Origin of the sequence: Sporosarcina sp. FSL K6-1522, assembly GCF_038622445.1 — a bacterium.
Classification (GTDB): domain Bacteria; phylum Bacillota; class Bacilli; order Bacillales_A; family Planococcaceae; genus Sporosarcina.
Genome location: NZ_CP152019.1, coordinates 549,335 through 572,795, shown reverse-complemented (window position 1 = coordinate 572,795; position 23,461 = coordinate 549,335). Strand labels below are relative to the sequence as shown.

Here is a 23,461-nt window from a genome sequence, read left to right as displayed (position 1 = left end):
CCTCTCCTTAATATAGCTACTTTCAAGGTAAATCGAAAATGGAAAATTAGCAACTGCAAAGACCTCTGCCCCATGAATAAGGGAGAGGTCTTTGGTCGGCTGTTATTTTATTGGTGTTTTGTTGCTTGTTAGCGTGATGTCGATGGTTTTTACTTCCGCACCGCGATAAATAGTCAATGTTGCTTTATCGCCGACTTTTAGCTCGCTGTAAAGAAACTTGCGCAATTCTGTGGAATTTTTGATATCGGTACCATTGATAGAGGTAATGACATCTTCGACTGCAAGTCCTGCTTTGCCAGCAGAGGATTCCGGATCGACGTTAGCGACCATCACTCCACCTTCAACTTCTTGTGGCAACTGTTGTACATACATTGGCGGTACTTGGTCAAGATTCGCCAATCCGATGCCGATGTAAGGGCGTTCAACTTGTCCATGTGCTGTCATTTCTTCGATAAGTGGTAGCACTTCATTACTAGGAATCGCAAAGCCTAGGCCCTCGACGCCACTTTCAGAAATTTTTAAGCTGTTAATACCGATGACTTGTCCGGCGGTATTGAGTAACGCACCACCGCTGTTTCCTGGGTTAATGGCTGCGTCAGTTTGGATGACGTTCATTGCCCATTCGCCTGCGGATGTATTGACGTTAATGGAGCGATCAACCGCGCTGACAATCCCTTGAGTGACCGTACCTGAGAAATCAAGTCCAAGTGGATTTCCAATCGCTACGACATTATCGCCAGCACGTAGCTGATCGGAGTCACCAAATTCTAAGACGGACTTCGCATATTTTGCATCGATAGTCAGTACAGCTAAATCGCTCAATGCATCTTTCCCGACGAGTTCAGCCGTAGTTTTATCACCGCTTTCTAAAGAAACTTCAATCTTTTCTGCCCCATCAATGACGTGATTATTCGTGACGATGTACGCCTTGTCGCCCTCGATTTTGTAAATGACACCTGAACCTGTGCCGCTTTTCACCGCTTCGGACTGCTGTGCAAAGCGGTTACCAGCATTTTGATAGTTAACAATCCCAACAATTGCACTCGATGCTTGTTCCACCATATCTGCAAGTGACGTTGGATTTTTGACGTTTGTTTGCTGGACATTATAAGGAGTGTTTTGTGTAGTTGGAGGTGCACCCCCTTCAGAACTAGCCTGCAGAAGATCTGTATTGATCACGACCCCTAATGTTAGCATCGAACCGATAACGCCCGCTCCAATGGTTGATAAAAATCGTTTTCCTGATTTATTTTTAGGCTTTTGTACCGTCATTGGCTCTTGTACAGTTTCAGTTTCTTTAGTTGTTTCGAATTCGTTATTCATGATGTTTTCCTCCCGTTTAAACTAATTACTCTTATCTTAGGAGGTAAATATGAACAAACTATTACGGGAGAATGAACAAATGATTAACAGTAGGAATCGTTTTGAAAAACATTAGACGTAATAGTTGAATTATTTACTGTAATCTGACAGAATGGTGATGCAAGCTTCTTTTTACGAGATAAGTAGTATGGGCTTTTCAATTTGGTGAACTGTATAGACTCCAGCGTCTGGGGGCTCGGGTCGTCTCAGTTTTGCTGATAAAGGTACTTTTCTTGTTTTGGTAGAGATGTAAGCGCATACAAAAACTTACTTGCTTTTCTGCGCATATATCGGGAGTTTGCGAAGTATAGTAGCGTTGTGTCAAAAAAAATTTAATACACCAGGAGGAATGGAAAATGGTTCAAACAGTAGAGAATCCAATTTATGCATTTCCAAATACAGAAGGCGCAAAGGTGAATTTCAAGGAACGTTATGAGAATTTCATTGGCGGAAAATGGACAGCACCAGTAAATGGGCAATACTTTGACAATCCAACTCCGGTGACAGGTAAAGTCTTCACACAGGTGGCACGTTCCACTGCGGAAGATATTGAATTAGCGCTTGATGCTGCACATGCGGCAAAAGATGCTTGGGGAAAAACGTCTGTTACAGAACGTTCAAATATTTTATTGAAAATTGCTGATCGTATCGAGCAAAACTTGGAAATGCTAGCAGTTGCGGAGACGTGGGAAAACGGGAAAGCTGTTCGCGAAACGTTGAATGCAGATTTACCGCTTGCAATCGATCATTTCCGCTATTTTGCAAGTGCGATTCGTGCACAAGAAGGCGGCGTCAGCCAGATTGACAATGATACCGTGGCGTATCATTTCCATGAGCCGATTGGTGTCGTTGGACAAATCATTCCTTGGAACTTCCCACTTTTAATGGCTGTGTGGAAGCTAGCACCTGCACTTGCCGCAGGAAACTGTGTTGTGTTGAAACCTGCTGAACAAACACCAACATCCATTCTAGTGTTAATGGAATTGATCGAGGATTTGCTGCCAGCTGGGGTTGTCAACATTGTGAATGGTTTCGGCTTAGAAGCTGGAAAGCCATTGGCATCTAGCCCGCGTATCGGCAAAATTGCATTCACGGGTGAGACGACAACAGGGCGTCTAATTATGCAATATGCTTCACAAACTGCAATTCCTGTCACGCTTGAGCTAGGTGGGAAATCACCGAATATCTTCTTTGAAGATGTTATGGATGAAGACGATGCATTTTTAGATAAAGCAGTAGAAGGTTTTGTCATGTTTGCACTGAACCAGGGAGAAGTATGTACATGTCCTTCACGTGCGCTGATTCAAGAGTCGATTTACGATAAATTTATAGAGCGCGCCATTGAGCGTGTTAAAGCTATTAAAACAGGAAACCCATTGGACCCGACTGTGATGATGGGTGCGCAGGCATCGACAGAACAGTTGGAGAAGATTCTATCGTATCTAGACATTGGGAAACAAGAAGGTGCAGAATGCCTAGTCGGTGGAGAGCAAAACAAGCTTGAAGGCGATTTAGCAGGCGGCTATTACATCAAACCAACTGTTTTCAAAGGAAATAATAAAATGCGTATCTTCCAAGAAGAGATTTTTGGTCCGGTTGTTTCAGTGACAACATTCAAAACGAAAGAAGAAGCGCTTGAAATTGCCAATGATACACTATATGGCTTAGGCTCAGGCGTGTGGACACGTGATATGAATACGGCGTACCGTTTCGGACGTGGCATTCAAGCAGGGCGTGTGTGGACGAACTGCTACCACGCTTATCCAGCGCATGCGGCATTTGGTGGCTATAAAGCATCAGGTGTTGGTCGTGAAAACCATCTGATGATGTTGAGTCATTATCAACAAACGAAAAACATGCTCGTTAGTTACAATGAAAACAAACAAGGCTTCTTTTAAGCAGATAGGAGGAGAGTGTGGATGATTGAACGCGTAATCGCTACTGACGCTACACTTGAACTCATGGAGCTTTTGAAGAACAAGCACGGCCCATTGATGTTTCACCAATCGGGTGGATGCTGTGATGGTTCGTCACCAATGTGTTATCCAGATGGGGAACTGATCATTGGAGATCAGGACGTTCTGCTTGGGTATATTGGAGGCGCTCCGTTTTATATGCATAAAAAACAATTCGAGTACTGGAAACATACACAGCTTATCATTGACGTTGTCGATGGGCGGGGTGGGATGTTCTCACTCGAAGGTGTGGAAGGCAAACGCTTTTTAACAAGATCTCGTGCATTTACAGCGGAGGAAAACATGCAACTACAGCAATAACGTCAACAAAAGCCTTTCGGAGAAATCCGGAAGGCTTTTTGTGAGGAGTTAGATAAATCGTTTCCGTATTTCAGGTGGTGGCAACATGCATGCTTCTTCCTTTTTACCAAACCATTTGTAGCGGTTTGTAGCAACATAATCGTAAACGCCGTCACGGATTTTACGTGGGACGAGTATAAATAGGAATAACAGATGCCATAATCCATCCAACTTTTTCGCAATACGGAGTGCGGCGGAAGACTTAGTATACGCTTTGCCATTATCAATCAAAACCAAGCTGTCAACATTTGATGGAATGGCATATTGCTTCGTAAGTTCTACCCCTTTGGTGCTTTGCAAAGAAGTGAAAAGAAAGTGGGCGGCAGGATCACGTTTAATAATGAACTGTACACTTGAATCGCAAAAATTACAATCGCCGTCAAACAACACAATTCGCTTCATCATAATGCCCTCCCTTTATAAGGTTAGTATAACCAAATCACAGCACGAATAACATGTTTCAAGCAAAAACCTTCCACTAAGACAGAAAATTTAGTATAATGATAGAGAGTAAAGGTACTGTTAGGTGTTTATCTTCATTCAGTGGGTGTTTAAACACCCACTGAATGAAGATAATGCCTCCGGCGGATGTCACAGATTTTTTAGGGGGTGCTTTTCGAGCTCGCTCGAAAAAAATCTGGACGCAATTACGCCGAGGCGTAATAGATTATTTTCCATCGCATTTAGCCACGGTTAATATGTAAAGGAGGATGATTTTCATGGAACATTTACCTATTGATCCCGTTGAGATGGAGTTAAGGCAGAACAAAGACTTTATCGCCATTTTAAAAATGATTGGCGAGGGCGGTCCCATCTATGAGCAACCTGAAGAGATGGAGAAAAAGCGTAAAGAACAACGGGGCTTTGATGAAGATGAATTACCATTTGATTATCAATAATGAACCTCACAGCGATGTGAGGTTTTTTCTTTGTACCAAGCTGTGTATAGAGCAAATGAGTCTAAATCTGATATTAGTGCATTAGTTTCTCCATATTTGATTATTCTCTGCATCGCATAGTCGCTCGCCCGTTTGTCCTCCCTTTTTGCACATGTAATAGAGGGAGGAGGTGAGAAGATGATGCAACATGGACAGTGGAATTCTCATCATATGCATCATGGCCAATGTGGTTGCAATAAGATGCATGGTCAGTGTGGTTGTAACCAAATGCGTCCCATGAATCAAATGCAACCAGTTGTGTGCCCAACGCAGTACCGGTGCCGCGATTCATTCGTTCCCGTACAAGTTCCTTTTATTCATCCGATTGTGAACATAAACCGGGTGCATGACGTTGTGGTACCGCGTCATTATGTAACAGAAACGACTCGGAATGTGCGGGGATCAACTGTTTACCCTAGAGGTGGACAGCAGTTTGGTGGCGGATTTGGCCCAGGATACGGAGGCCCAGGTCAGCAGTTTGGTGGTGGATTTGGCCCTGGGTTTGGAGGACCGGGCCCACAGTTTGGTGGCGGTTTCGGCCGTGGATTTGGACGTTGAAAATAAGAAAACATGATAAAAAGTGAAAAAGCGTCTTATCAGTCTGTGTGTCGACTGATAAGACGCTTTTTAGATTGCTTGGAGCTAAATGGTTGTTACTGTTTGTAGTTAATCAACGTTGAAATATCGTGCATCTGGATGGGCGAACACAATCGCTGAAACCGATGCTTCCGGCTCCATCATAAATTCTTCTGTCAAATGGACGCCGATGTCTTCAGGTTTTAACAGTTTGAACAATTTCGCTTGGTCTTCCAGATTTGGACAGGCTGGATAGCCGAACGAGAAGCGTTGTCCGATGTATTTGGCAGCAAAACGGTCAAGCATTGTAAAGTCTGTTGCGTCGGGTGTGCCCCATTGGTCGCGCATTTCTTGGTGAATCCGTTCTGCAAACCCTTCTGCCAGCTCAAGTGCAGTAGCTTGGAAAGCATGGCTTTCTAGGAACTTACCTTCTTCTTTTAATTTGTTAGCAAAATCGCGTACGCCGTGTCCAGCAGTTACTTGCATGAAGCCGACGTAATCCATTTCGCCGCTTGAAACAGGCTTCAAGTAGTCGGCTAGGCACAAGAAAGGCTCTTTGCTTTGACGTGGGAATGTGAAACGCTCGATTTCTGTTTTTGCATCTTCTGGATCGTAGACAATGACGTCATCGCCATCGGATTGAGCCGGGAAGAATTGATAAAGTCCAGATGCTGTTAAGTTACCGGATTCTAAAAATCCAGTGACCATTTCATGCAGCTCTAAAGCACGTGGCTCTTTGTTTTCGAGCATTTTATTGACATTGCCCCGTAATCCAAGGTGGTGGCCGATCAATGTCCGCATATTGACATACGGATAGAGATGGGAAACCGAATAATCTTTTTGCACGCGGCGGCGCAAATCTTTTGGGACTTGCACGGGAACGTCTTCACGTACCGTTTTGACAGGTCGTGGTGCAACGATTTCTGCGTCTGGATTTTCAGCCTTTTTTGCCGCTTTAATGGCATCATTCTCCGCACGTTTTGCACGTTGTTCGTCCAGTTCGATGAGCAATGCTGCTTTTTCCTCTTTATCTTGCAGACGGTTGGCTAGTTCTAGCCCAAACATTGCATCTTTAGCGTAAAGCACTGGCCCATCGTATTCTGTGGCAATTTTTGTGTCCGTGAATCGGCGAGTCAGTGCTGCACCCCCAACCATGATTGGCAAATCAATGCCCGCAGCTTTAAAGTCCTGCGCTGTGATGACCATTTGTTGGGCAGATTTTACGAGTAGTCCAGATAATCCGATAATATCGGGCTTTTCTTTTCGAATGACGTCAATCAGCGTGGAAGGCGTTACTTTAATACCGATATCGACAACGGTAAAACCGTTATTACTTAAAATGATTTCAACAAGGTTTTTTCCGATATCATGGACATCGCCTTTGACCGTTGCCAAGACAATTTTCCCTTTACCTGTGTCACCCTCAGCTTTGTCCATAAATTGCTCAAGAAATGCCACGGATGTCTTCATGACTTCAGCACTTTGCAGTACTTCCGCCACAATAAGCTGGTTCGTGTTGAATAGCCGACCGACCTCTGCCATCCCGTCCATTAACGGTCCATTAATGATGTCGAGGGGGGCGTCGTAAGTTTTGAGGGCGGCTTCCAAGTCAGGAATCAAACCTTCTTTTGTTCCTTCTACGACATAATAGCTAAGGCGTTCTGGAACGGTTTTTGGAATATCATCTTCTGTTTTCTCTTTTTTCTTGCCACGATAAAAATTCGTGAACTCCGCAAGCGTTTCATCCGTTGTGGCAAATAGCAGATCGTTCGCCATTTTAATTTCTGCTTCGGGAATAGAAGCGTAGCGCTCCAGTTTCTCCGTATTGACAATTGCGTAGTCTAGGCCCGCCTGCGTACAGTGGTAGAGGTATACCGCATTCAGTACTTCACGACCGACAGGAGGCAGACCGAATGACACGTTACTGACGCCAAGAATCGTCAATGCACGTGGCATTTTTTCTTTAATAAGACGAATCCCTTCAATTGTTTCGACGGCAGAACCGATGTATTGTTCATCACCCGTTCCAACTGGGAAGACGAGTGGATCGAAAATAATATCTTCAGGTGCAATGCCCCATTTGTTGACAAGGAGGTCGTAGGAACGTTCGGCTACTTCGAGTTTCCGTTCGCGTGTAACGGCCATTCCTGGTTCGTCGATTGTTCCGACAACGACAGCGGCCCCGAATTTTTTCACAAGTGGTAAGACTGCATCATAGCGCTCTTCGCCGTCTTCTAAGTTAATGGAGTTAATGATGACTTTACCTTGGGAATACTTCAGTGCTTCTTCGATGACTTTTTCGTCTGTCGAGTCAATAACGAGCGGAACTTTGACCTTTTTAACGACTTCTTGCATAAATTGCTTCATGTCTTCTAGTTCGTCGCGGTCTGGATTGGCTAGACAAACGTCAATGACGTGAGCGCCACCTTTTACTTGGGCACGTGCGATTTCCGACGCCTCTTCAAATTTACCGTCTACAATTAGCTGCTTGAATTTGCGAGAACCGATGACGTTTGTCCGCTCTCCGATGAGCAATGGACGCATGGAATCGTCGTAAAGCAAAGGTTCAATACCTGATACAGCATGTCCGTGCACCGTTTCAGGACCTTGACGTGGTTTTTTATCTGCTACGACTTCACGGATGGCGCGAATATGTGCAGGTGTTGTTCCACAACATCCGCCGACGACGTTTAACCAACCTTTGTCAGCAAATCCTTCCAACTTTTTAGAAAGGGATTCAGGTGATTCATGGTAATGCCCTTCTTCGTCAGGCAGTCCCGCATTTGGGTAACAGCTAACATAGCTCGTTGCTAATTCTGACAAGGAACGTAAGTGGTCAGTCATGAATTCAGGACCTGTTGCACAGTTCAAACCGACAGAAAGGGGCTTGATATGCTCAATCGAAATATAGAAGGATTCAATGCTTTGTCCTGCCAATGTTGTGCCCATCGGCTCAATCGTTCCAGAAATCATGACAGGGAGTTCTTTGCCTGTTTCTTCGAACGCGCGCTTGATGCCGAGTGTACCCGCTTTGACGTTTAGCATATCCTGGCTTGTTTCCATCAAGAGCAAATCACAGCCACCTTCAATCAATGCTTTAGCTTGTACATAGAAGTCGTGCGTCAGACCGTCAAATGTAGCGCCGCCTGTGACCGACAGTGTTTTCGTTGTCGGTCCCATTGCGCCCGCTACAAAGCGTGGCCATTCCGGCGTAGAGAAAGCTTCTGCAGACTTTTTGGCAATCTGTGCTGCTTGGAAGTTGATGTCGTGAGCTTTATCGCCTAAATCATAGTCATCGAGTACGATTGGCGTTCCGCCAAATGTATTGGTTGAAATGATGTCGGCGCCAGCTTCTAAATATTCACGGTGAATGCGGTCGAGAACATCGGGTCTGGTAATGTTCAAATACTCGTTGCAGCCATCGTATTCCTCGCCTCCGAAATCTTCAGGAGATAGATTGGCGTTTTGCAACATTGTGCCCATTGCACCATCCATGATGAGAATTCTTTCTTGTAGTTGTGCTTCAATAAGATGTTTCGGCATGAGCAATTCCACTCTCTTTCTGTATATCGAACTCTTTAATATGTTGAATCAATTCAAGAGACATGTCGTAACGGAGAAACGGTGTAATAATATAAATTCCATTAAATAATCGCGCTGCTGTGTCAATTAGTTCTTTGGCGATTTGAATCCCTTCGGCAGAGGATTTTTCTTTATCATCTCCACATGCACGCATGCGCTCGAGCACTTCATCGGACAGTTTGATGCCAGGTACTTCATGGTGTAAAAATTCTGCATTGCGAATGTTTGTAAGTGGCATAATGCCGATGAAAATAGGTGTGTCTAAGTGCTTCGTCGCTTCATAGATTTCTTCTATTTTCTCTTTTGTATAAACCGGCTGTGTAATAAAGTAATCCGCGCCGCATTCAATTTTTTTCTCAAGACGTTTGACAGCACGATCTAACACGCGAACGTTTGGATTAAAGGCGGCAGACACAGAGAAATTGGCTTTCTTACGTAACGGTTTTCCAGAGAAGGAAATACCTTCGTTCAGCTGCTTAATCAGTTGAAGCAATTCCAAGCTAGAGACGTCGTAGACGCTTGTTGCACCTGGGAAATCGCCAACTTTTGTCGGATCACCAGTTACAGCTAAGATGTCATGAATCCCAAGTGCGTCCAGCCCCATTAAATGTGACTGAAGCCCAATTAAGTTGCGATCCCGACATGTAATATGGGCAAGAGGGCGGATATCATTTTGCATTTTTAAGATTGCACCCATCGCCATATTGCTAATGCGGGGGGAGGCTAACGAGTTATCTGCCATTGTCACTGCATCAACGCCCGCATCACGTAGTAAAGCGGCACCTTCGATGAATTTATCGGTTTCAAGATGGCGTGGTGTATCGAGTTCCACGATAACTGTCCGTTCACTTTTTGCTTTTTCATGAAGCGGCTGATTATGTGAAGGAGCAGCCTCTTGGATAACGATTGGTTTGCGTGTCTGTACAATTTTTTGTGTAACCGGTGGAAGATCTGCAATTCGTCTTTTGACGGCCTCGATATGCTTCGGCGTTGTGCCACAGCATCCACCGATGATACGTACACCTTGATCGCGCAGTAGTAACGCAGAGCGTCCGAAATAGTCCGCTTCGGATACAAAGACAATGCGCCCATCATCGACATCAAGCAAGCTGGCATTTGGATAGGCGGATAGGAAAGCCTTTTCCGGCAATGTGACACCTTCGAAAGCTTGAACAGTATGGTGAGGGCCGAGGCGACAGTTAACGCCAACAACATCTGCACCGAGTGCTTCGAGTTGGTGTAAAGCGTCATTTAACGATAATCCATTTTGTAGGATGCCGGGCTCATGCATCGATACTTGCGCGATAATTGGTGTATCTGTCAACGTCCGCAAATGGCTAACAACTGTCGACAATTCCTCGAAATCGTAATACGTTTCCAGCAACAGTCCGTCTGGATTTCCAGAGAGTAGTGCATCCGCTTGCTGTTGGACAATTTTGGTAATATCATTTAACGTTGCATCACTTTTTCGAATGCCGCGGATACCACCGATTGTTCCGAGGACAAATTGACCTCCTGGTGCTGCTGCACGCTTTGCGATTTGAATGGCTGCTTCATTGAATTCCTTTACCCGATCTTCCAGTCCGTAACGAGCTAGTTTGATGGAGTTGGCGCTGTATGTATTTGTTTGAATAATATCTGTACCGGCTGCAATATACTCCTGGTGTATTTTTTCAATGACTTCTGGTTTTGTAACATTCAATTCTTCGTAGCAAAAGTCAATGCCGTATGAATAGAGCAGTGTTCCAATCGCACCGTCCGCAGTTAGTACATTCGTTTTTAACTTTTCAAGTAATTTCATCTATTGTTCATCCTCTCTGACATAATCAAAAAACTGGCGTAATAAAAAAAGCCTTCATGGATAGAAGGCTTTACGAGTAGACGTAGTAGTACCTTCTCATCTTTAAGACCACGATAGAACGGGTCTACTGGAATTAGCACCTGACCTTTCGGCGGGTTGCTGAAGCATCATAGGGCCAGTTCCCTCCGCTTCTCTTGATAAGAATAGATAGTTATATAGTTGTTTAAATAATTTAAATCATCATAACGTTATAATTGGTTTGCGTCAAGCCTTCGTTTGCTAGAATTGCTGGATTATAGGGAATTGTCCATTCGTTTATCGATGGCTTACAGGGAGCGGATGCTAGGTGGTATATGGTAAGATAGAAACAATATTATTCAGAAACAGAAGGTGAACTTGTTGAGAGCTTTTCGATTTATTATTCCGGTTATGTTAATCGTTGGCGTATTTAGTTGGATGATGTTGAACAAAAGTCACCAAGACGTGCCAGAGACATCCCGTGTTTGGATTACGATTGGCGCGGTCATTGTAAGTGGGATTATTTCATACTTTTTATTTCCTAAAGATGAGGGGAAACGTTCTTGAAGAAAGATCGATGGCAATGATGCTGTCGGTCTTTTATTTTGCGTTAACTTAAAATTAAAATGAGTTGACACATAATGTGTTATCTTTTATTCTGTTATAGATAACACAAATGGTAGGGGTGTATGTGGATGACGACGGCTACAGTGAAAACAAAGAGCAATATGAGTGCATTAAGTTTGGTCTACAGTGCAATGTTTGCGGCGCTGATGATGATCGGGGCGAATATTACAGCGTTTGTGCCATTTTTGGTTGTTGGGGGGGTGCCGATTACATTGCAGACGTTTTTTGCGATTCTAGCGGGTCTCCTTCTTGGAAGTCGCTTGGGTGCAATTGCGATGACGGTTTATATGTGTATCGGGCTCGTGGGAGCTCCGGTATTTGCGAAATTCAGCGGTGGTTTTGGGTCGATTCTTAGCCCGACATTCGGATTTATTGTTTCTTTTATTCTTACAGCCTATATTGCTGGGAAAATCATTGAAAAGAACGGCAAGTTACATAGTTATATTGTTGCTGCCCTTGTGGCGATGGTTGTGAACTATGTAATCGGTACAAACCTGATGTATGTTGCGTATAAAATGTGGGCAGCAGCTCCGGATGCATTTACTTACAAATTGGCATGGTTGTGGATGATGCCCCCATTACCGAAAGATATTTTACTGGCAGTGCTTGCTGGAATTTTCGGGCACCGTATGTCCAAAGTATTGAAAGTGAGGAGATAATATGACACAGTATGATGTTTTAGCGGAGCGGGTACTTGAAGGACACGTCTTGACGGACGAGGAGGCGCTTGAGATTTTAAATAGCCCGGATGAGGGGGTGTTGCAACTTCTTCATGCCGCTTATACCATTCGAAAACACTACTACGGGAATAAAGTGAAACTCAATATGATTATGAATACGAAATCAGGTCTATGCCCGGAGAACTGTGGGTATTGCGCGCAGTCGATTGTGTCGAAAGCTCCGATTGAAAAATATGCGATGATGAAACAGGAAGAAATCATTGCAGGTGCTGACAGGGCGGCAGAGTTAAATGCGGGCACGTATTGTATCGTTGCAAGTGGGCGTGGTCCGGCGAAGCGTGAACTCGAAATTGTTATCGATTCCGTGAAAGAAATTAAGTCGAAACATGAACATATGACCGTTTGTGCGTGTCTCGGACTATTGAAGCCGGAGCAAGCGAAGCGACTAAAGGCGGCGGGGGTTGATCGTTATAACCACAACATCAATACATCAGCTGCACATCATGAAAGCATTACAACGTCGCATACATTCGATGACCGTGTTAACACGGTGGACCTTGTGAAGCAGTCAGGCATTTCACCATGTTCTGGCGTCATTGTGGGTATGCGTGAAACGAAAGAGGACGTTGTATCGATGGCACGCAGTTTGCATGCGATGGATGCGGATTCGATTCCGGTGAATTTTTTGCATGCGGTTGACGGAACACCTCTAGGAGGCACAGATGAATTGACGCCGCGGTATTGCTTGAAGGTTCTCTGTTTGTTCAGGTTTATTAATCCGACAAAAGAAATTCGGATATCAGGTGGGCGAGAAGTGAATTTGCGTAGTCTCCAGCCACTTGGATTATACCCAGCAAACTCAATTTTCATCGGTGATTATTTAACGACGGCTGGCCAAGAAGGTGACCGAGATCGTCAAATGCTTGAGGATTTAGGTTTTGAAGTTGATCTTGAACCGTTAACCAAAGACTCCGTATTGATATGAACGAAAAAATGGACTTCCGAGCCTAGGGAGTCCATTTTTATTTTGAATGAAGAGTTTCGTTTTAAAAAAAGTGAAACGTTTCTCCGTTTGAATCGTAAATGAAGTATCAAAAAAATCTGGTAGACAGAAAAGAGAGTGTGGAATGATTAATTTACTTGTTTTTTCAATTGTAGTGGGCGTTGTGGCGAGTGTGATCATTGTCCCGTTTGCATTGAATCATCGAGAAGGAAAAGAACCGATTCAATTTAACCGATGGGCAGCCCTGGCAAGCATGACAATTCTAGTTGCAGTCATGGTTTTTGTGTTCTACTATGTGACGAATATGGACCGAAATTGGACCTCATTGTGGATTGTATTGCTTGTCGTTACTCTGTTAGGAGCACTGCTGGATGGTAGTCAGGGACGTAAAGTGAAAGTCGTTCTGTTTCTAGGGGCACTTGTTTTGGGGGCATACTTACTGAGCGCGCCTCTTTTCAACGCCAAGCAAAAATATAAGGCGGTTGAAATGGAACAGCAAGTAGAGATTCAGGCATTTGATGAAACGAAAACGCCAGCTAGCGTGCCGCCGAAATTTGCAAGAAATAAGATGAAAAAGGCGTTTGGGCAAGTACCGAATACAAGCTACTATGAACTCGGTAGTTTACAAATTCAAAAAGTGAATGACGAATTTGTGTACATTGCTCCCGTTGAGTTTTCAGGATTATTTAAATGGTGGAATGGGAAAACGACACCGGGTTACTTTACGATGAGTGCAACAGATTCATCGGATAATCCGAAGTTTGTCAAAGCTGAAATGGCGTATACGCCGTCTTCCTATCTGCATAAGCAAGTGGAACGCCATATGCGGATGAGTATGCCGAATCTTATTTTCTATGGCGATGTTCAACTGGAAATCGATGATGAGGGAAAACCCCATTATATTCGATCTTACGGGGATTTTATTACTGCACGTAACGGTTTTGATGTCAAAGGGATTGTTATGGTGGATCCTGCGACAGGAGCTGTAGAAAAGTATAAGCTTGCGGATGTACCGGCGTTCGTAGATGGGGCCGTTTCGCCTGAAGCTGTCAGTCTTCAGAATAGTTATTTTGGGAACTATGTCCACGGATTTTGGAATTCCTTGTTCGGTAAAAAAGACGTAAAACTTCCTTCGGATGAAGGGACGGAAGCAAGTGTGAGCCCAATTTTCGATGAAAAGGGGCATATGTATTACTTCACAGATTTTACAAGCCCGAAAGAAGGGGTCGATTCGATGCTCGGCTATGCGTTGACGGATGGTCGAACAGGCGAAGCGACATATTACACGGGTAATTTGGAAGAATCGTATATGGATTCACAAGGCGCACTCCAAATTATTGAAAAGAAATTCATTGAGAAGAAATGGTCTGGTGAAATGCCGGTCTTGTATAATTTTTACGGGGAGGCAAGTTGGTTGACGCCTGTACTGGATTCGAATGGCTTTTTGCAAAATTACTTTATTGTATCCGCGGCAAATCCGGAGATTTCCATCTATGCCAATACTCCGAACGAAGCGTTGAAACTGTATAAGACGGCATTGCAACGTGGAGGCAGTACGGTTGATGGAAGTTCGAAGGCGGAAGAGGTCAAGGCAGCTGTAACGGTTGTCCGCGTCTTTAAGGAGCGTGTTGGCGACTTTACGCTTATCTCTATTTTAGCTGATGATGGGCGGAATTTCATCGTCTCTTCTGAAACAGAACCGCTTGCGATTTATATTCAAGAAGGGGATCAGTTGTCCATTACTTATTTGGAAACGGGCGAGTTGTTCTTGCCGGTGAAGGAATTGGTCAATATAAGTATGAAGTAATGAGGGATGTTTTTCTGCATTGACTGCAATGTGGATGAATGGTTAATGATACAACGAAAAGAGTCTATTGGGAGTTTCCAATAGACTCTTTTTTTGAGGTGCTAACGACTCGGGTTTGGGAAAACGGAGTTCACTTCAAGCATAGGAATGTAAACCAGCAATAACTAGGTTGACGAAGACTTGATTGAATACAATTAGACCGAAGCCGATGATCGCCATCCAAGCTGTTCGTTCTCCTGACCATCCTTGGGATAGCCGTAGATGGAGGAAGCTTGCGTAAAATAGCCAAGTGATTAATGCCCACACTTCTTTAGGATCCCATCCCCAAAAGCGTCCCCATGCGAGGTGTGCCCAAATCATCGCAAACAATAACCCGCCTAATGAGAATAGTGGAAAGCCAATGATAATGGCACGGTACGTTATTTCGTCCATCAACTGGGCGGGTGCTTTACGGGCAAACGGTTCGACCAATTGACTGATGTTCTTTCGAGTTAGTAGGCGAATGAGTAGATACAGCCCCGTTCCAACTAAAAATGACCATGCTACCGAGTTGAGTTTCCGGGCATCAATTGAATTGGTAATCTCAATGATTCCAATTTGCTCTTTATCCTCAACGGAAATTGTGTTGGGATTGACGATGATGGCAGGCATTTTATACGTAGTTTCCACAAGAGCCTGTTCTTTGTTGTTAAAATGAACAATCTTTTCATCTATCGTCATCGAAAACATTACGGAACTAATGATAAACCCGACTACAATCAGGAGGCAATACATGACGAATTCTAAGCTCCGAGTGCTGTTGTTCTGTTTTGTTACGTCAATGGCACGTAACAAGTAGACGATGCTAGCTACGAATGCTACGGAGAAGATGGCACTCGAAAGAGCTACAGTCATGACATGGATTGCTAACCAGTTACTTTGCAGGGCAGGTATTAGCGGTGTGGCCTTGCTTGTAAAAACGGCCCCGTAACCTATAATGATGAGTGTAATTGGAATTGAAAATAATGATACAACAAGTTGTTTATAAAGATGATATATGAGCAACGTGCTACCAATCAGCATAATTCCAAAGAACGTCATGAACTCATACATATTACTTACGGGCGCATGTCCAATTGCCGCCCATCTTAGAAAAAAGTAGAGAAGTTGTAAGGCAAATGCTACATAAGTTAAACTGACGCCGATTCGACCAGCCCAGTTCTTTTTTGCTTTGACCGTTGCCCCAATGGGCACTATGGCAATCAATAGTAGAATGAATGATACAAAAAGGGACTGGCTACTCAGTTCCACTAGGCTTTCGGGTTTCATTTGGTGACCCTCCAATTCATAATCAATGCTAACTAGTTGTCCGTATCAATATCGCATTATACGTTAGCAAAATTTGGAGGAGGGGGTTTTGTCTTCAACGTCTAAAAAACGATCCTGTTCGTCATGAAAAAGCCTCCGACAGATGTCACAAATTTTTTAGGGGAGCTTAGGAAGGCGGTCTAAGTGCGCGACGTTCTGAAGGGAGGTGCCTTAATTTCTGCAAGAACACAGAAATTAAGGCAAATCGAACCCTTCGTAGTTCGATTCGCAACGATTGCATGACCTACTTCTTGTAGGTCCCAAGCTCGAAAAAAATCTTAATCAATTAAGCTGAGGTGTAATTGATTAAGATTGCAGTGGGAAAGGAATGATGCGTATATTTATCGCCTTTAGTCTTTTAAATTTCCTCATCATCTATGGTTCGTTGTTTTATATTTTGACTATGAGAGTGACCGTGAAACGTTTTATTCTATGCTTAACGATGAATACAATCGTTGCTATCTTGGCCTTTTATTTTCAAGAGTTCATGTGGATTTCAATGATTTCAAGTATTGTGTTAAATGGTGGCCTTTTCTATCTATTTACCAAGAGAAAGGTTGTCTTTATCCATCTCGTTATGATTCATACAATAAGCATACTTGCGGAATATACAGCAATGCTCTTTGTTGATTTCTTTCATTTGTCTTTATATATCCATGGTAGTTTGATTGTGCTGCAAATTATGATTTTTATTATGTTATATAAAAAAACGATTGAGCATTACAGTGTAGATATCCACCTATCTGCATTTACAAAATGGTTGTTCTTTATCATTGTGACGGTTACTTTTTCTGCGTTTTATTCACTTGTCTTTATTCCAGCGGAAAAAGGGAGCTTTGGAATTTCTATCTTCAACTTAGCGCTGCTATTATTTTATTTTTTTATAATGATTAGTCTTGCAGGGATACTTTTACGTACAATCGTAAAGGAGAATCACGTGAAACAAAAACTGATTGAGCAACAGCAATTCACTCTATATATGCAAGCTTTGGAGCAAGTAAACCGTGAGATGCAGTCGTTTCGACATGACTATGCCAATATTCTTTTCTCGTTACGAGGGTATATAGAAAACGAGGATATGAAAGGGCTTCAAACATATTTCAATGAGCAAATTATGAAGGAAGAGCATTGCTTTTTCAACAAACAACAGTTGTTCAGTCAACTTGATCAGCTTAAAATCATTGAACTAAAAGGATTACTTGCAACAAAATTATTACTTGCTGATGAATTAGCCATACCCATAAATATTGAAATACCGGATTCCATCCACTCAATAGCTATCGATAGCATTGACTTGACGCGAATTATGGGGGTGTTTTTGGACAATGCCATCGAAGCGAGCGCCTCTCTCGATAAACCGCAGATCAATTTGGCTCTCTTTTCAAGGGATAGCCAAGTCGTGATTGTGATTGAAAATCGAATCAAGGAAAATGAAGTGATCATTCACAAATTATTTGAAGAGCACTATTCGACGAAGGGAGACAATCGAGGAATCGGTTTGTTTACTGTCAGGAAAATTTTATCTAGCTATCCGAATGTTATGTTCAACTCACGTGTCGACAATGAGTGGTTTATTCATGAAGTGATTATTGAGGAGAGGGTATCGGATGAGGGTTATCATATGTGAAGATGATCATGCACAGAAAAACCGACTGCATAAAGAAATTATGGATTATGCCAATTTTCATGAGCCGAGTATTGAAGTTGTGCTATGCACGAGTCAGCCAGATGAGGTATTAGCTTATTTGGAGCAGCATCAAGCGGATTGTTATTTTTTAGATATCGAATTAAATCACGAGCTGAATGGTATGGAATTAGCGATGGAAATTCGAAAGAAAGATCCTATAGCGACGATTATTTTTATTACCACACATGCAGATTACTTAAAACTGACATTCACCTACAAATTAGCGGCACTGGACTTTATCGTGAAAGAGACGACTGAGCAAATTTCCTCTGAGGTGAAAGAGGCATTACAAGTTGCATTTAAAAAGTATAAACAGCTTGGTGAATTCGATCAATCCGCAAGGGTACAACTGCAAATCGGCGAGCGTATTCAAAATGTTAACATTCAAGATATTTATTACATTGAAACATCCACGAAGCCGCATAAACTGGCGCTGTATGAAAAGAATGGATACTATGAATTCTACGGTAAACTTATCGATTTCGAAGGTTTGGACGCATCCTTTTATCGTTGCCATAAAAGCTACGTAATCAATTTATGCCATGTCAGTGAGCTGAATAAAACAGAGCGCAAGGTGACGATGTCAAATGGAACTGTTTGTATGGTGTCGTTTCGTCTAGTTCGGGAGTTGCAGCGGAAATTAGCCGCTGTTAGTAAAAACAGTTGAGTAGAAAACGAAAGAGATTGAACTGCACCTCATTAATAACGACCGAGGTGCAGTTTTTGAGGTTGATGATTAAATAACAGGGCGACACACCAATACTGATAAAAGACCGAGTGCGTATCGATTGCGAAAGAAACGGAATATCATGTACAATTAAGTCAAAGATAGTCAAAGTCAACACTTGATCACCGGAGATGAAAAGAGGTGAAAAAATGCGGAATATTTCTGACATTATTGAAGGGTATTTAAAGGCGATTATCGAAGAGGAACAGAATCGTTCAATTGAAATCAAACGCAGTGAAGTTGCCGAAAAGTTTCAATGTGTCCCTTCTCAGATCAATTACGTCATTAAGACACGATTTACAGTGGAACGCGGTTACGCCGTTGAGTCGAAGCGTGGTGGCGGCGGTTACATACGTATTTTTCGTGTACAGACGAACTCGCGAAAAGAATTAATTGAACATATTTTAAAAGGGATTCAACAAGGGGCATCCTATACGATGGCGGAAGATGTTGTCTATCGATTGACGGAGGAGGCGGTAATATCGGAGCGTGAGGCGAAACTCATTCTCGCTGCGGTAGACCGAACGACTCTTCATCAGCCGCTACCAGAGCGTGACATGCTACGAGCACGAATCTTACAGGCGATGCTGGTAACGCTCATTTATGAGCAACTTGACTGAACGTCAATCCAACTGAGGTGAGGTGGCATATGATGATATGTGAAAACTGTAAAGAACGGCCTGCTTCCGTCATTCTTACACGAGAAAGTATGGGGGAAGCAATTGAGCTTCAATTATGTGAGAAATGTGCATTTCAGGCACAGACGCTTCATGTGGATCCGAATCAGGAACCGTTATCCATCCAACAATTTTTGTCTCATTGGTTTGGCGGGGCGGAGCTGTTTCAAGCGCAACAACCGCAGGAGGCTGCACACCAAGGGTCGGAATGCCCGACATGCGGATTGACCTTTTTGAAATTTCTTGACGTTGGGAAGTTTGGTTGTGCAACGTGCTATGACACATTTCGAGGACAATTGCCGCGTGTTTTGGGCAAGCTGCATAATGGGCACGCTATGCACAAAGGAAAAATACCCGTTTCCTTTAACAAAATCTATGCGGTGAAAAAGAAAATTGAAGCGATTCGTGTGAAGATGCAAGAAGCGGTGGAAGCTGAGCGCTTTGAAGAGGCTGCGGCTTTACGTGATGAAGCGAATGCCTTGAAGGTACGCCTTGCGGATGGAGGTGGCGAGAGCCATGTCGATTGAAAATTTTATGCAGAATGCGGTGACAGGCTGGATGGCTGCACACGGTGAGCATTCGGATATCGTGATGTCGACACGCATTCGACTGGCGCGGAATTTGAGGAGCTACCGTTTTCCGATTGCGTTTACAGAAGAAGAGTCGATGGCGGTTGACAGCGCAGTGTCAGGTGCTCTGCTTGATTCTGAGGGAGGTACCTACTCTTACATGAAAATGGCTGATTTACCGGCATTGGAACGTCATGTGTTAGTAGAAAAACACTTGATAAGTCCTCAGTTGGCGAACCCTGATCGCCCAGGTTCTGTTATTTTATCGGAAGATGAGACCGTCAGTGTAATGGTCAATGAAGAAGACCATATTCGCATTCAGTGCATTTACCCGGGACTTCAACTAAAAGGTGCTTACAAACAGGCAGATGCCGTCGACGATGTGTTAGAAAAGGAGTTATCCTACGCATTCGATGAGGATTTCGGCTATTTAACAAGCTGTCCATCGAATACGGGAAGCGGCATGCGCGCCTCGGTAATGATGCATTTGCCAGCGCTTACGATGACCAAACAAATCAATCGTATTATACCGGCAATCTCTCGACTTGGCATCGTTGTTCGCGGTAGCTATGGAGAAGGTAGCGAAGCACCGGGGAATGTATATCAGGTATCGAACCAGACGACGCTTGGTAAAACAGAGCAAGAAATTTTAGCAGACCTCGGTAATATTACGGAACGTCTCATTGCACATGAGCGAAAATCCCGAGAATTGCTGCTTGCAAAGTCTCGCATTGCACTGGAAAATCGACTGTTTCGTTCGCTCGGTACGATTACGTATGCGCGGCTGCTCCCGTCGAGTGAAGCGGCACGTTGCTTGTCGGACGTACGCCTCGGAATCGATTTGGATATCATTCATGATGTAGATATGTCGATTTTGAATGAACTGCTAATTTTTATGCAACCTGGCTTTTTGCAGCAGTATGCGGATGGCGAACTGACTCAAGAAGAAATGGATATATGCAGGGCCAAACTATTTCGTGAGCGGTTGAATGTAGAGCGGGCGTCCGCTTCATCTGAAGGAACAGAGGAACGATGAGCAGGCATTTTGCATGCTTTCCTATCATTTCGGTATAATAAGGTCAAATATGGTCAAGATTGATTTAGTGAATAAAGGATTTCTGGTGCACATAGTTGAATACGTATGGTAGGGGCAGGTTCTATTTTGTCCTGATGAGGTCAGAAATCCATTAGCTAATTTATAGATAGAAGGAGAGGACTGAATATGATGTTTAATCGATTTACACAACGTGCACAAAAGGTGTTGCAGCTCGCCCAAGAAGAAGCAATCCGGATGAAACACGAGTCCATCGGCACAGAACACATTTTGTTGGGACTCATCCGTGAAGGTGGCGGTATCGCTGCAAAAGCACTTGAAGCGATAGATGTCAGCTTTGAAACAATTGAACAAGGTGTAGAAAAGCTAGTCGGCTCCGGTACAAAAGACGTTGGCCCGATTGTTCACTATACGCCAAGAGCGAAAAAAGTGATTGAATTATCGGTGGATGAATCGCGTAAACTTGGTCATTCTTATATCGGTACAGAGCATATTTTACTGGCGCTAATCCGCGAAGGAGAAGGCGTTGCAGCGCGCGTATTAAACAATGCGGGGGTCAGCCTCAACAAAGCGCGTCAGCAAGTACTGCAACTGCTTGGCAGCAATGACAATACAGCAGGTAACCAAGGCGCATCACCGTCTGCTGCGACTCCGACGCTTGATAGCTTAGCGCGTGATTTAACAGAAATTGCTCGTGAAGGCACGCTTGACCCTGTTATTGGACGTAGCAAAGAAATTACACGTGTCATTGAGGTACTTGCGCGTCGTACGAAGAACAACCCTGTACTTATTGGAGAGCCAGGTGTTGGGAAAACGGCAATTGCCGAAGGGCTTGCCCAACAAGTCGTCAATAATGAAGTGCCGGAAATTCTGCGTGACAAACGCGTGATGACACTGGATATGGGAACAGTTGTGGCAGGCACGAAATACCGTGGTGAATTTGAAGATCGTATGAAAAAAGTGATGGAAGAAATTCGTCAGGCGGGCAATATTATTTTGTTCATCGACGAGTTGCATACATTGATTGGCGCGGGTGGAGCAGAAGGCGCTATCGACGCATCGAACATTCTTAAACCATCGTTAGCACGTGGTGAACTGCAATGTATTGGTGCTACAACGCTAGATGAGTACCGTAAATATATTGAAAAAGACGCTGCGCTTGAGCGACGTTTCCAACCGATTCAAGTTGACGAGCCAACTGTTGACGAAACGGTTCAAATTATTTACGGCTTGCGTGATCGTTATGAAGCGCATCACCGTGTGAAAATTACGGATGCTGCGGTTGAAGCGGCTGCGAAAATGTCCGACCGTTATATCTCGGATCGATTCCTTCCAGATAAAGCGATTGACTTAATCGATGAGGCAGGCTCAAAAGTACGTCTTCGTTCTTACACGACACCGCCGAATTTGAAGGAGCTTGAACAGAAGTTAGAAGCGATTCGCTCTGAGAAGAATGCGGCTGTTCAAAGCCAAGAATTCGAAAAGGCGGCTTCGTTCCGTGACAAGGAACAGAAGATGAAAGAAGAGCTTGAAACGACAAAAACGGCCTGGAAAGAAAAACAAGGCCAAACCGAGTCAGAAGTAACGGTTGATGACATCGCAGAAGTAGTTGCAATGTGGACGGGAATTCCGGTGTCTAAAATTGCTGAAACGGAAACTGCTAAACTACTCAATATGGAAGAGGTACTACATGAGCGTGTAATTGGTCAAGGAGAAGCTGTAACGGCTATATCTCGTGCGATACGCCGAGCGCGTGCAGGACTGAAAGATCCAAAACGTCCAATTGGCTCATTCATTTTCCTCGGCCCAACAGGTGTTGGGAAAACAGAACTAGCAAGAGCGCTTGCAGAAGTGATGTTTGGGGACGAAGATGCGATGATCCGCATAGATATGTCCGAGTATATGGAAAAGCATGCGACATCACGTCTTGTCGGTTCACCTCCTGGGTATGTCGGCTATGAAGAAGGTGGTCAGTTGACGGAAAAAGTCCGTCGTAAACCATACTCTGTCGTTCTGCTAGATGAAATCGAGAAAGCGCATCCTGATGTATTCAATATTCTCCTTCAAGTACTAGAAGACGGAAGATTGACGGATTCCAAAGGGCGTACGGTTGATTTCCGTAATACGGTTGTCATTATGACATCGAATGTTGGAGCGCAAGCATTGAAGAAAAATCGCTATGTGGGCTTCAATTTACAAGATACAACTCGGGATTACGAAGGTATGAAATCGTCAATGTTGGATGAGCTGAAGAAGGCATTCCGCCCCGAATTCCTCAACCGTGTCGATGAAATGATTGTCTTCCACTCGCTTGAAAAAGAACATCTACGTAAAATTGTGACGCTGATGGCTAATGAGTTAACAAAACGCCTGAACGAACAGGATATTGAACTCGAATTGACGGAAGCGGCACAAGATAAAATTACAGATGTCGGCTATGATCCTGAATACGGTGCGCGTCCATTGCGTCGTGCAATCCAGAAACATGTGGAAGACCGCTTGTCAGAGGAACTGTTGAAAGGCATCATATTGACTGGTGGAAAAGTAATCGTCGATGTAGAAGACGGGGAATTCGTTGTGAAGACGGGCCAAGTGGCTAAAAAAGAAGAAGTTGTGTTGAAAAAATAATGAGTGAACAGGATAGTCCGTCCATCGAATGTTTTTTCGATGGAAGTGGGCTGTCCTTTTCGT

19 protein-coding genes and 1 riboswitch are annotated in these 23,461 nt (G+C 43.8%); of the genes, 14 read left to right on the top strand and 5 right to left on the bottom strand.

The window, feature by feature from the left end; translation table 11 throughout:
- Positions 1 to 102: 102 nt before the first annotated feature.
- Positions 103 to 1,323 (bottom strand): trypsin-like peptidase domain-containing protein, encoded by a 1,221-nt coding sequence (locus MKY34_RS02765; RefSeq protein WP_342513730.1) that lies wholly within the window; start codon positions 1,321 to 1,323, stop codon positions 103 to 105.
- A gap of 395 nt (positions 1,324 to 1,718) precedes the next feature.
- On the opposite strand from MKY34_RS02765, the gene adh reads away from it, so the two are divergent.
- Both adh and MKY34_RS02755 read left to right on the top strand, forming a co-directional pair.
- On the top strand, positions 1,719 to 3,260 hold the full coding sequence (gene adh / locus MKY34_RS02760) for an aldehyde dehydrogenase (protein ID WP_342513729.1): 1,542 nt from the start codon (positions 1,719 to 1,721) through the stop codon (positions 3,258 to 3,260).
- Positions 3,261 to 3,281: 21 nt separating this feature from the next.
- On the top strand, positions 3,282 to 3,638 hold the full coding sequence (locus MKY34_RS02755; RefSeq protein ID WP_342513728.1) for a DUF779 domain-containing protein: 357 nt from the start codon (positions 3,282 to 3,284) through the stop codon (positions 3,636 to 3,638).
- A 48-nt stretch (positions 3,639 to 3,686) separates the two neighbouring features.
- Here the strand turns inward: MKY34_RS02755 and MKY34_RS02750 are convergent, their stop codons facing one another.
- Positions 3,687 to 4,079 carry a thiol-disulfide oxidoreductase DCC family protein gene (locus tag MKY34_RS02750; protein WP_342513727.1) on the bottom strand — a complete coding sequence of 131 codons (393 nt, stop codon included), beginning with the start codon at positions 4,077 to 4,079 and terminating at the stop codon, positions 3,687 to 3,689.
- Between the two features lie 317 nt (positions 4,080 to 4,396).
- Here MKY34_RS02750 and MKY34_RS02745 point away from each other — a divergent pair, with 317 nt between their 5' ends.
- Both MKY34_RS02745 and MKY34_RS02740 read left to right on the top strand, forming a co-directional pair.
- On the top strand, positions 4,397 to 4,576 hold the full coding sequence (locus MKY34_RS02745) for a hypothetical protein (RefSeq protein WP_342513726.1): 180 nt from the start codon (positions 4,397 to 4,399) through the stop codon (positions 4,574 to 4,576).
- Between the two features lie 177 nt (positions 4,577 to 4,753).
- Positions 4,754 to 5,173: a hypothetical protein gene (locus MKY34_RS02740; RefSeq protein ID WP_342513725.1), complete on the top strand. Its 420-nt coding sequence runs from the start codon at positions 4,754 to 4,756 to the stop codon at positions 5,171 to 5,173.
- A gap of 108 nt (positions 5,174 to 5,281) precedes the next feature.
- Here the strand turns inward: MKY34_RS02740 and metH are convergent, their stop codons facing one another.
- Entirely contained in the window at positions 5,282 to 8,734 is a 3,453-nt protein-coding gene (gene metH / locus MKY34_RS02735; protein ID WP_342513724.1) for a methionine synthase, read from the bottom strand.
- A complete protein-coding gene (locus tag MKY34_RS02730; protein WP_342513723.1) occupies positions 8,715 to 10,574 on the bottom strand; it encodes a bifunctional homocysteine S-methyltransferase/methylenetetrahydrofolate reductase in 1,860 nt (619 codons plus the stop codon). Before MKY34_RS02730 ends, metH begins: the two co-directional genes overlap by 20 nt.
- Positions 10,575 to 10,667: 93 nt before the next feature.
- Positions 10,668 to 10,778: riboswitch (SAM riboswitch) on the bottom strand.
- A gap of 195 nt (positions 10,779 to 10,973) precedes the next feature.
- Here MKY34_RS02730 and MKY34_RS02725 point away from each other — a divergent pair.
- The 4 genes from MKY34_RS02725 to MKY34_RS02710 all read left to right on the top strand — a co-directional run bounded on the left by MKY34_RS02725 (position 10,974) and on the right by MKY34_RS02710 (position 14,709).
- Positions 10,974 to 11,159 carry a histidine kinase gene (locus tag MKY34_RS02725; RefSeq protein WP_342513722.1) on the top strand — a complete coding sequence of 62 codons (186 nt, stop codon included), beginning with the start codon at positions 10,974 to 10,976 and terminating at the stop codon, positions 11,157 to 11,159.
- A gap of 128 nt (positions 11,160 to 11,287) precedes the next feature.
- Positions 11,288 to 11,878, top strand: coding sequence for a biotin transporter BioY (locus tag MKY34_RS02720; RefSeq protein ID WP_342513721.1), 591 nt, complete (start codon positions 11,288 to 11,290; stop codon positions 11,876 to 11,878).
- A 1-nt stretch (position 11,879) separates the two neighbouring features.
- Positions 11,880 to 12,884: a biotin synthase BioB gene (gene bioB / locus MKY34_RS02715; protein ID WP_342513720.1), complete on the top strand. Its 1,005-nt coding sequence runs from the start codon at positions 11,880 to 11,882 to the stop codon at positions 12,882 to 12,884.
- 142 nt (positions 12,885 to 13,026) lie between these two features.
- Positions 13,027 to 14,709: a hypothetical protein gene (locus tag MKY34_RS02710; protein WP_342513719.1), complete on the top strand. Its 1,683-nt coding sequence runs from the start codon at positions 13,027 to 13,029 to the stop codon at positions 14,707 to 14,709.
- A gap of 135 nt (positions 14,710 to 14,844) precedes the next feature.
- Here MKY34_RS02710 and ccsB read toward each other — a convergent pair whose 3' ends face one another.
- Complete coding sequence (gene ccsB / locus MKY34_RS02705; RefSeq protein WP_342513718.1) at positions 14,845 to 16,017, bottom strand: c-type cytochrome biogenesis protein CcsB; 1,173 nt, start codon at positions 16,015 to 16,017, stop codon at positions 14,845 to 14,847.
- A gap of 367 nt (positions 16,018 to 16,384) precedes the next feature.
- On the opposite strand from ccsB, the gene MKY34_RS02700 reads away from it, so the two are divergent.
- From MKY34_RS02700 to clpC, 6 genes are all read left to right on the top strand, one after another.
- Entirely contained in the window at positions 16,385 to 17,683 is a 1,299-nt protein-coding gene (locus tag MKY34_RS02700) for a GHKL domain-containing protein (RefSeq protein ID WP_342513717.1), read from the top strand.
- The gene (locus MKY34_RS02695; RefSeq protein WP_342513716.1) at positions 17,664 to 18,410 is read left to right on the top strand and encodes a LytTR family DNA-binding domain-containing protein; all 747 of its coding nucleotides are present in this window, start codon (positions 17,664 to 17,666) and stop codon (positions 18,408 to 18,410) included. The genes MKY34_RS02700 and MKY34_RS02695 overlap by 20 nt, the downstream gene beginning before the upstream one ends.
- 209 nt (positions 18,411 to 18,619) lie before the next feature.
- Positions 18,620 to 19,090 (top strand): CtsR family transcriptional regulator, encoded by a 471-nt coding sequence (locus tag MKY34_RS02690; protein ID WP_342513715.1) that lies wholly within the window; start codon positions 18,620 to 18,622, stop codon positions 19,088 to 19,090.
- Between the two features lie 29 nt (positions 19,091 to 19,119).
- Positions 19,120 to 19,674 carry a UvrB/UvrC motif-containing protein gene (locus MKY34_RS02685; RefSeq protein WP_342513714.1) on the top strand — a complete coding sequence of 185 codons (555 nt, stop codon included), beginning with the start codon at positions 19,120 to 19,122 and terminating at the stop codon, positions 19,672 to 19,674.
- Positions 19,664 to 20,752 (top strand): protein arginine kinase, encoded by a 1,089-nt coding sequence (locus MKY34_RS02680; protein WP_342513713.1) that lies wholly within the window; start codon positions 19,664 to 19,666, stop codon positions 20,750 to 20,752. Before MKY34_RS02685 ends, MKY34_RS02680 begins: the two co-directional genes overlap by 11 nt.
- A gap of 186 nt (positions 20,753 to 20,938) precedes the next feature.
- Entirely contained in the window at positions 20,939 to 23,398 is a 2,460-nt protein-coding gene (gene clpC, locus MKY34_RS02675) for an ATP-dependent protease ATP-binding subunit ClpC (protein ID WP_342513712.1), read from the top strand.
- Positions 23,399 to 23,461 lie beyond the last annotated feature (63 nt).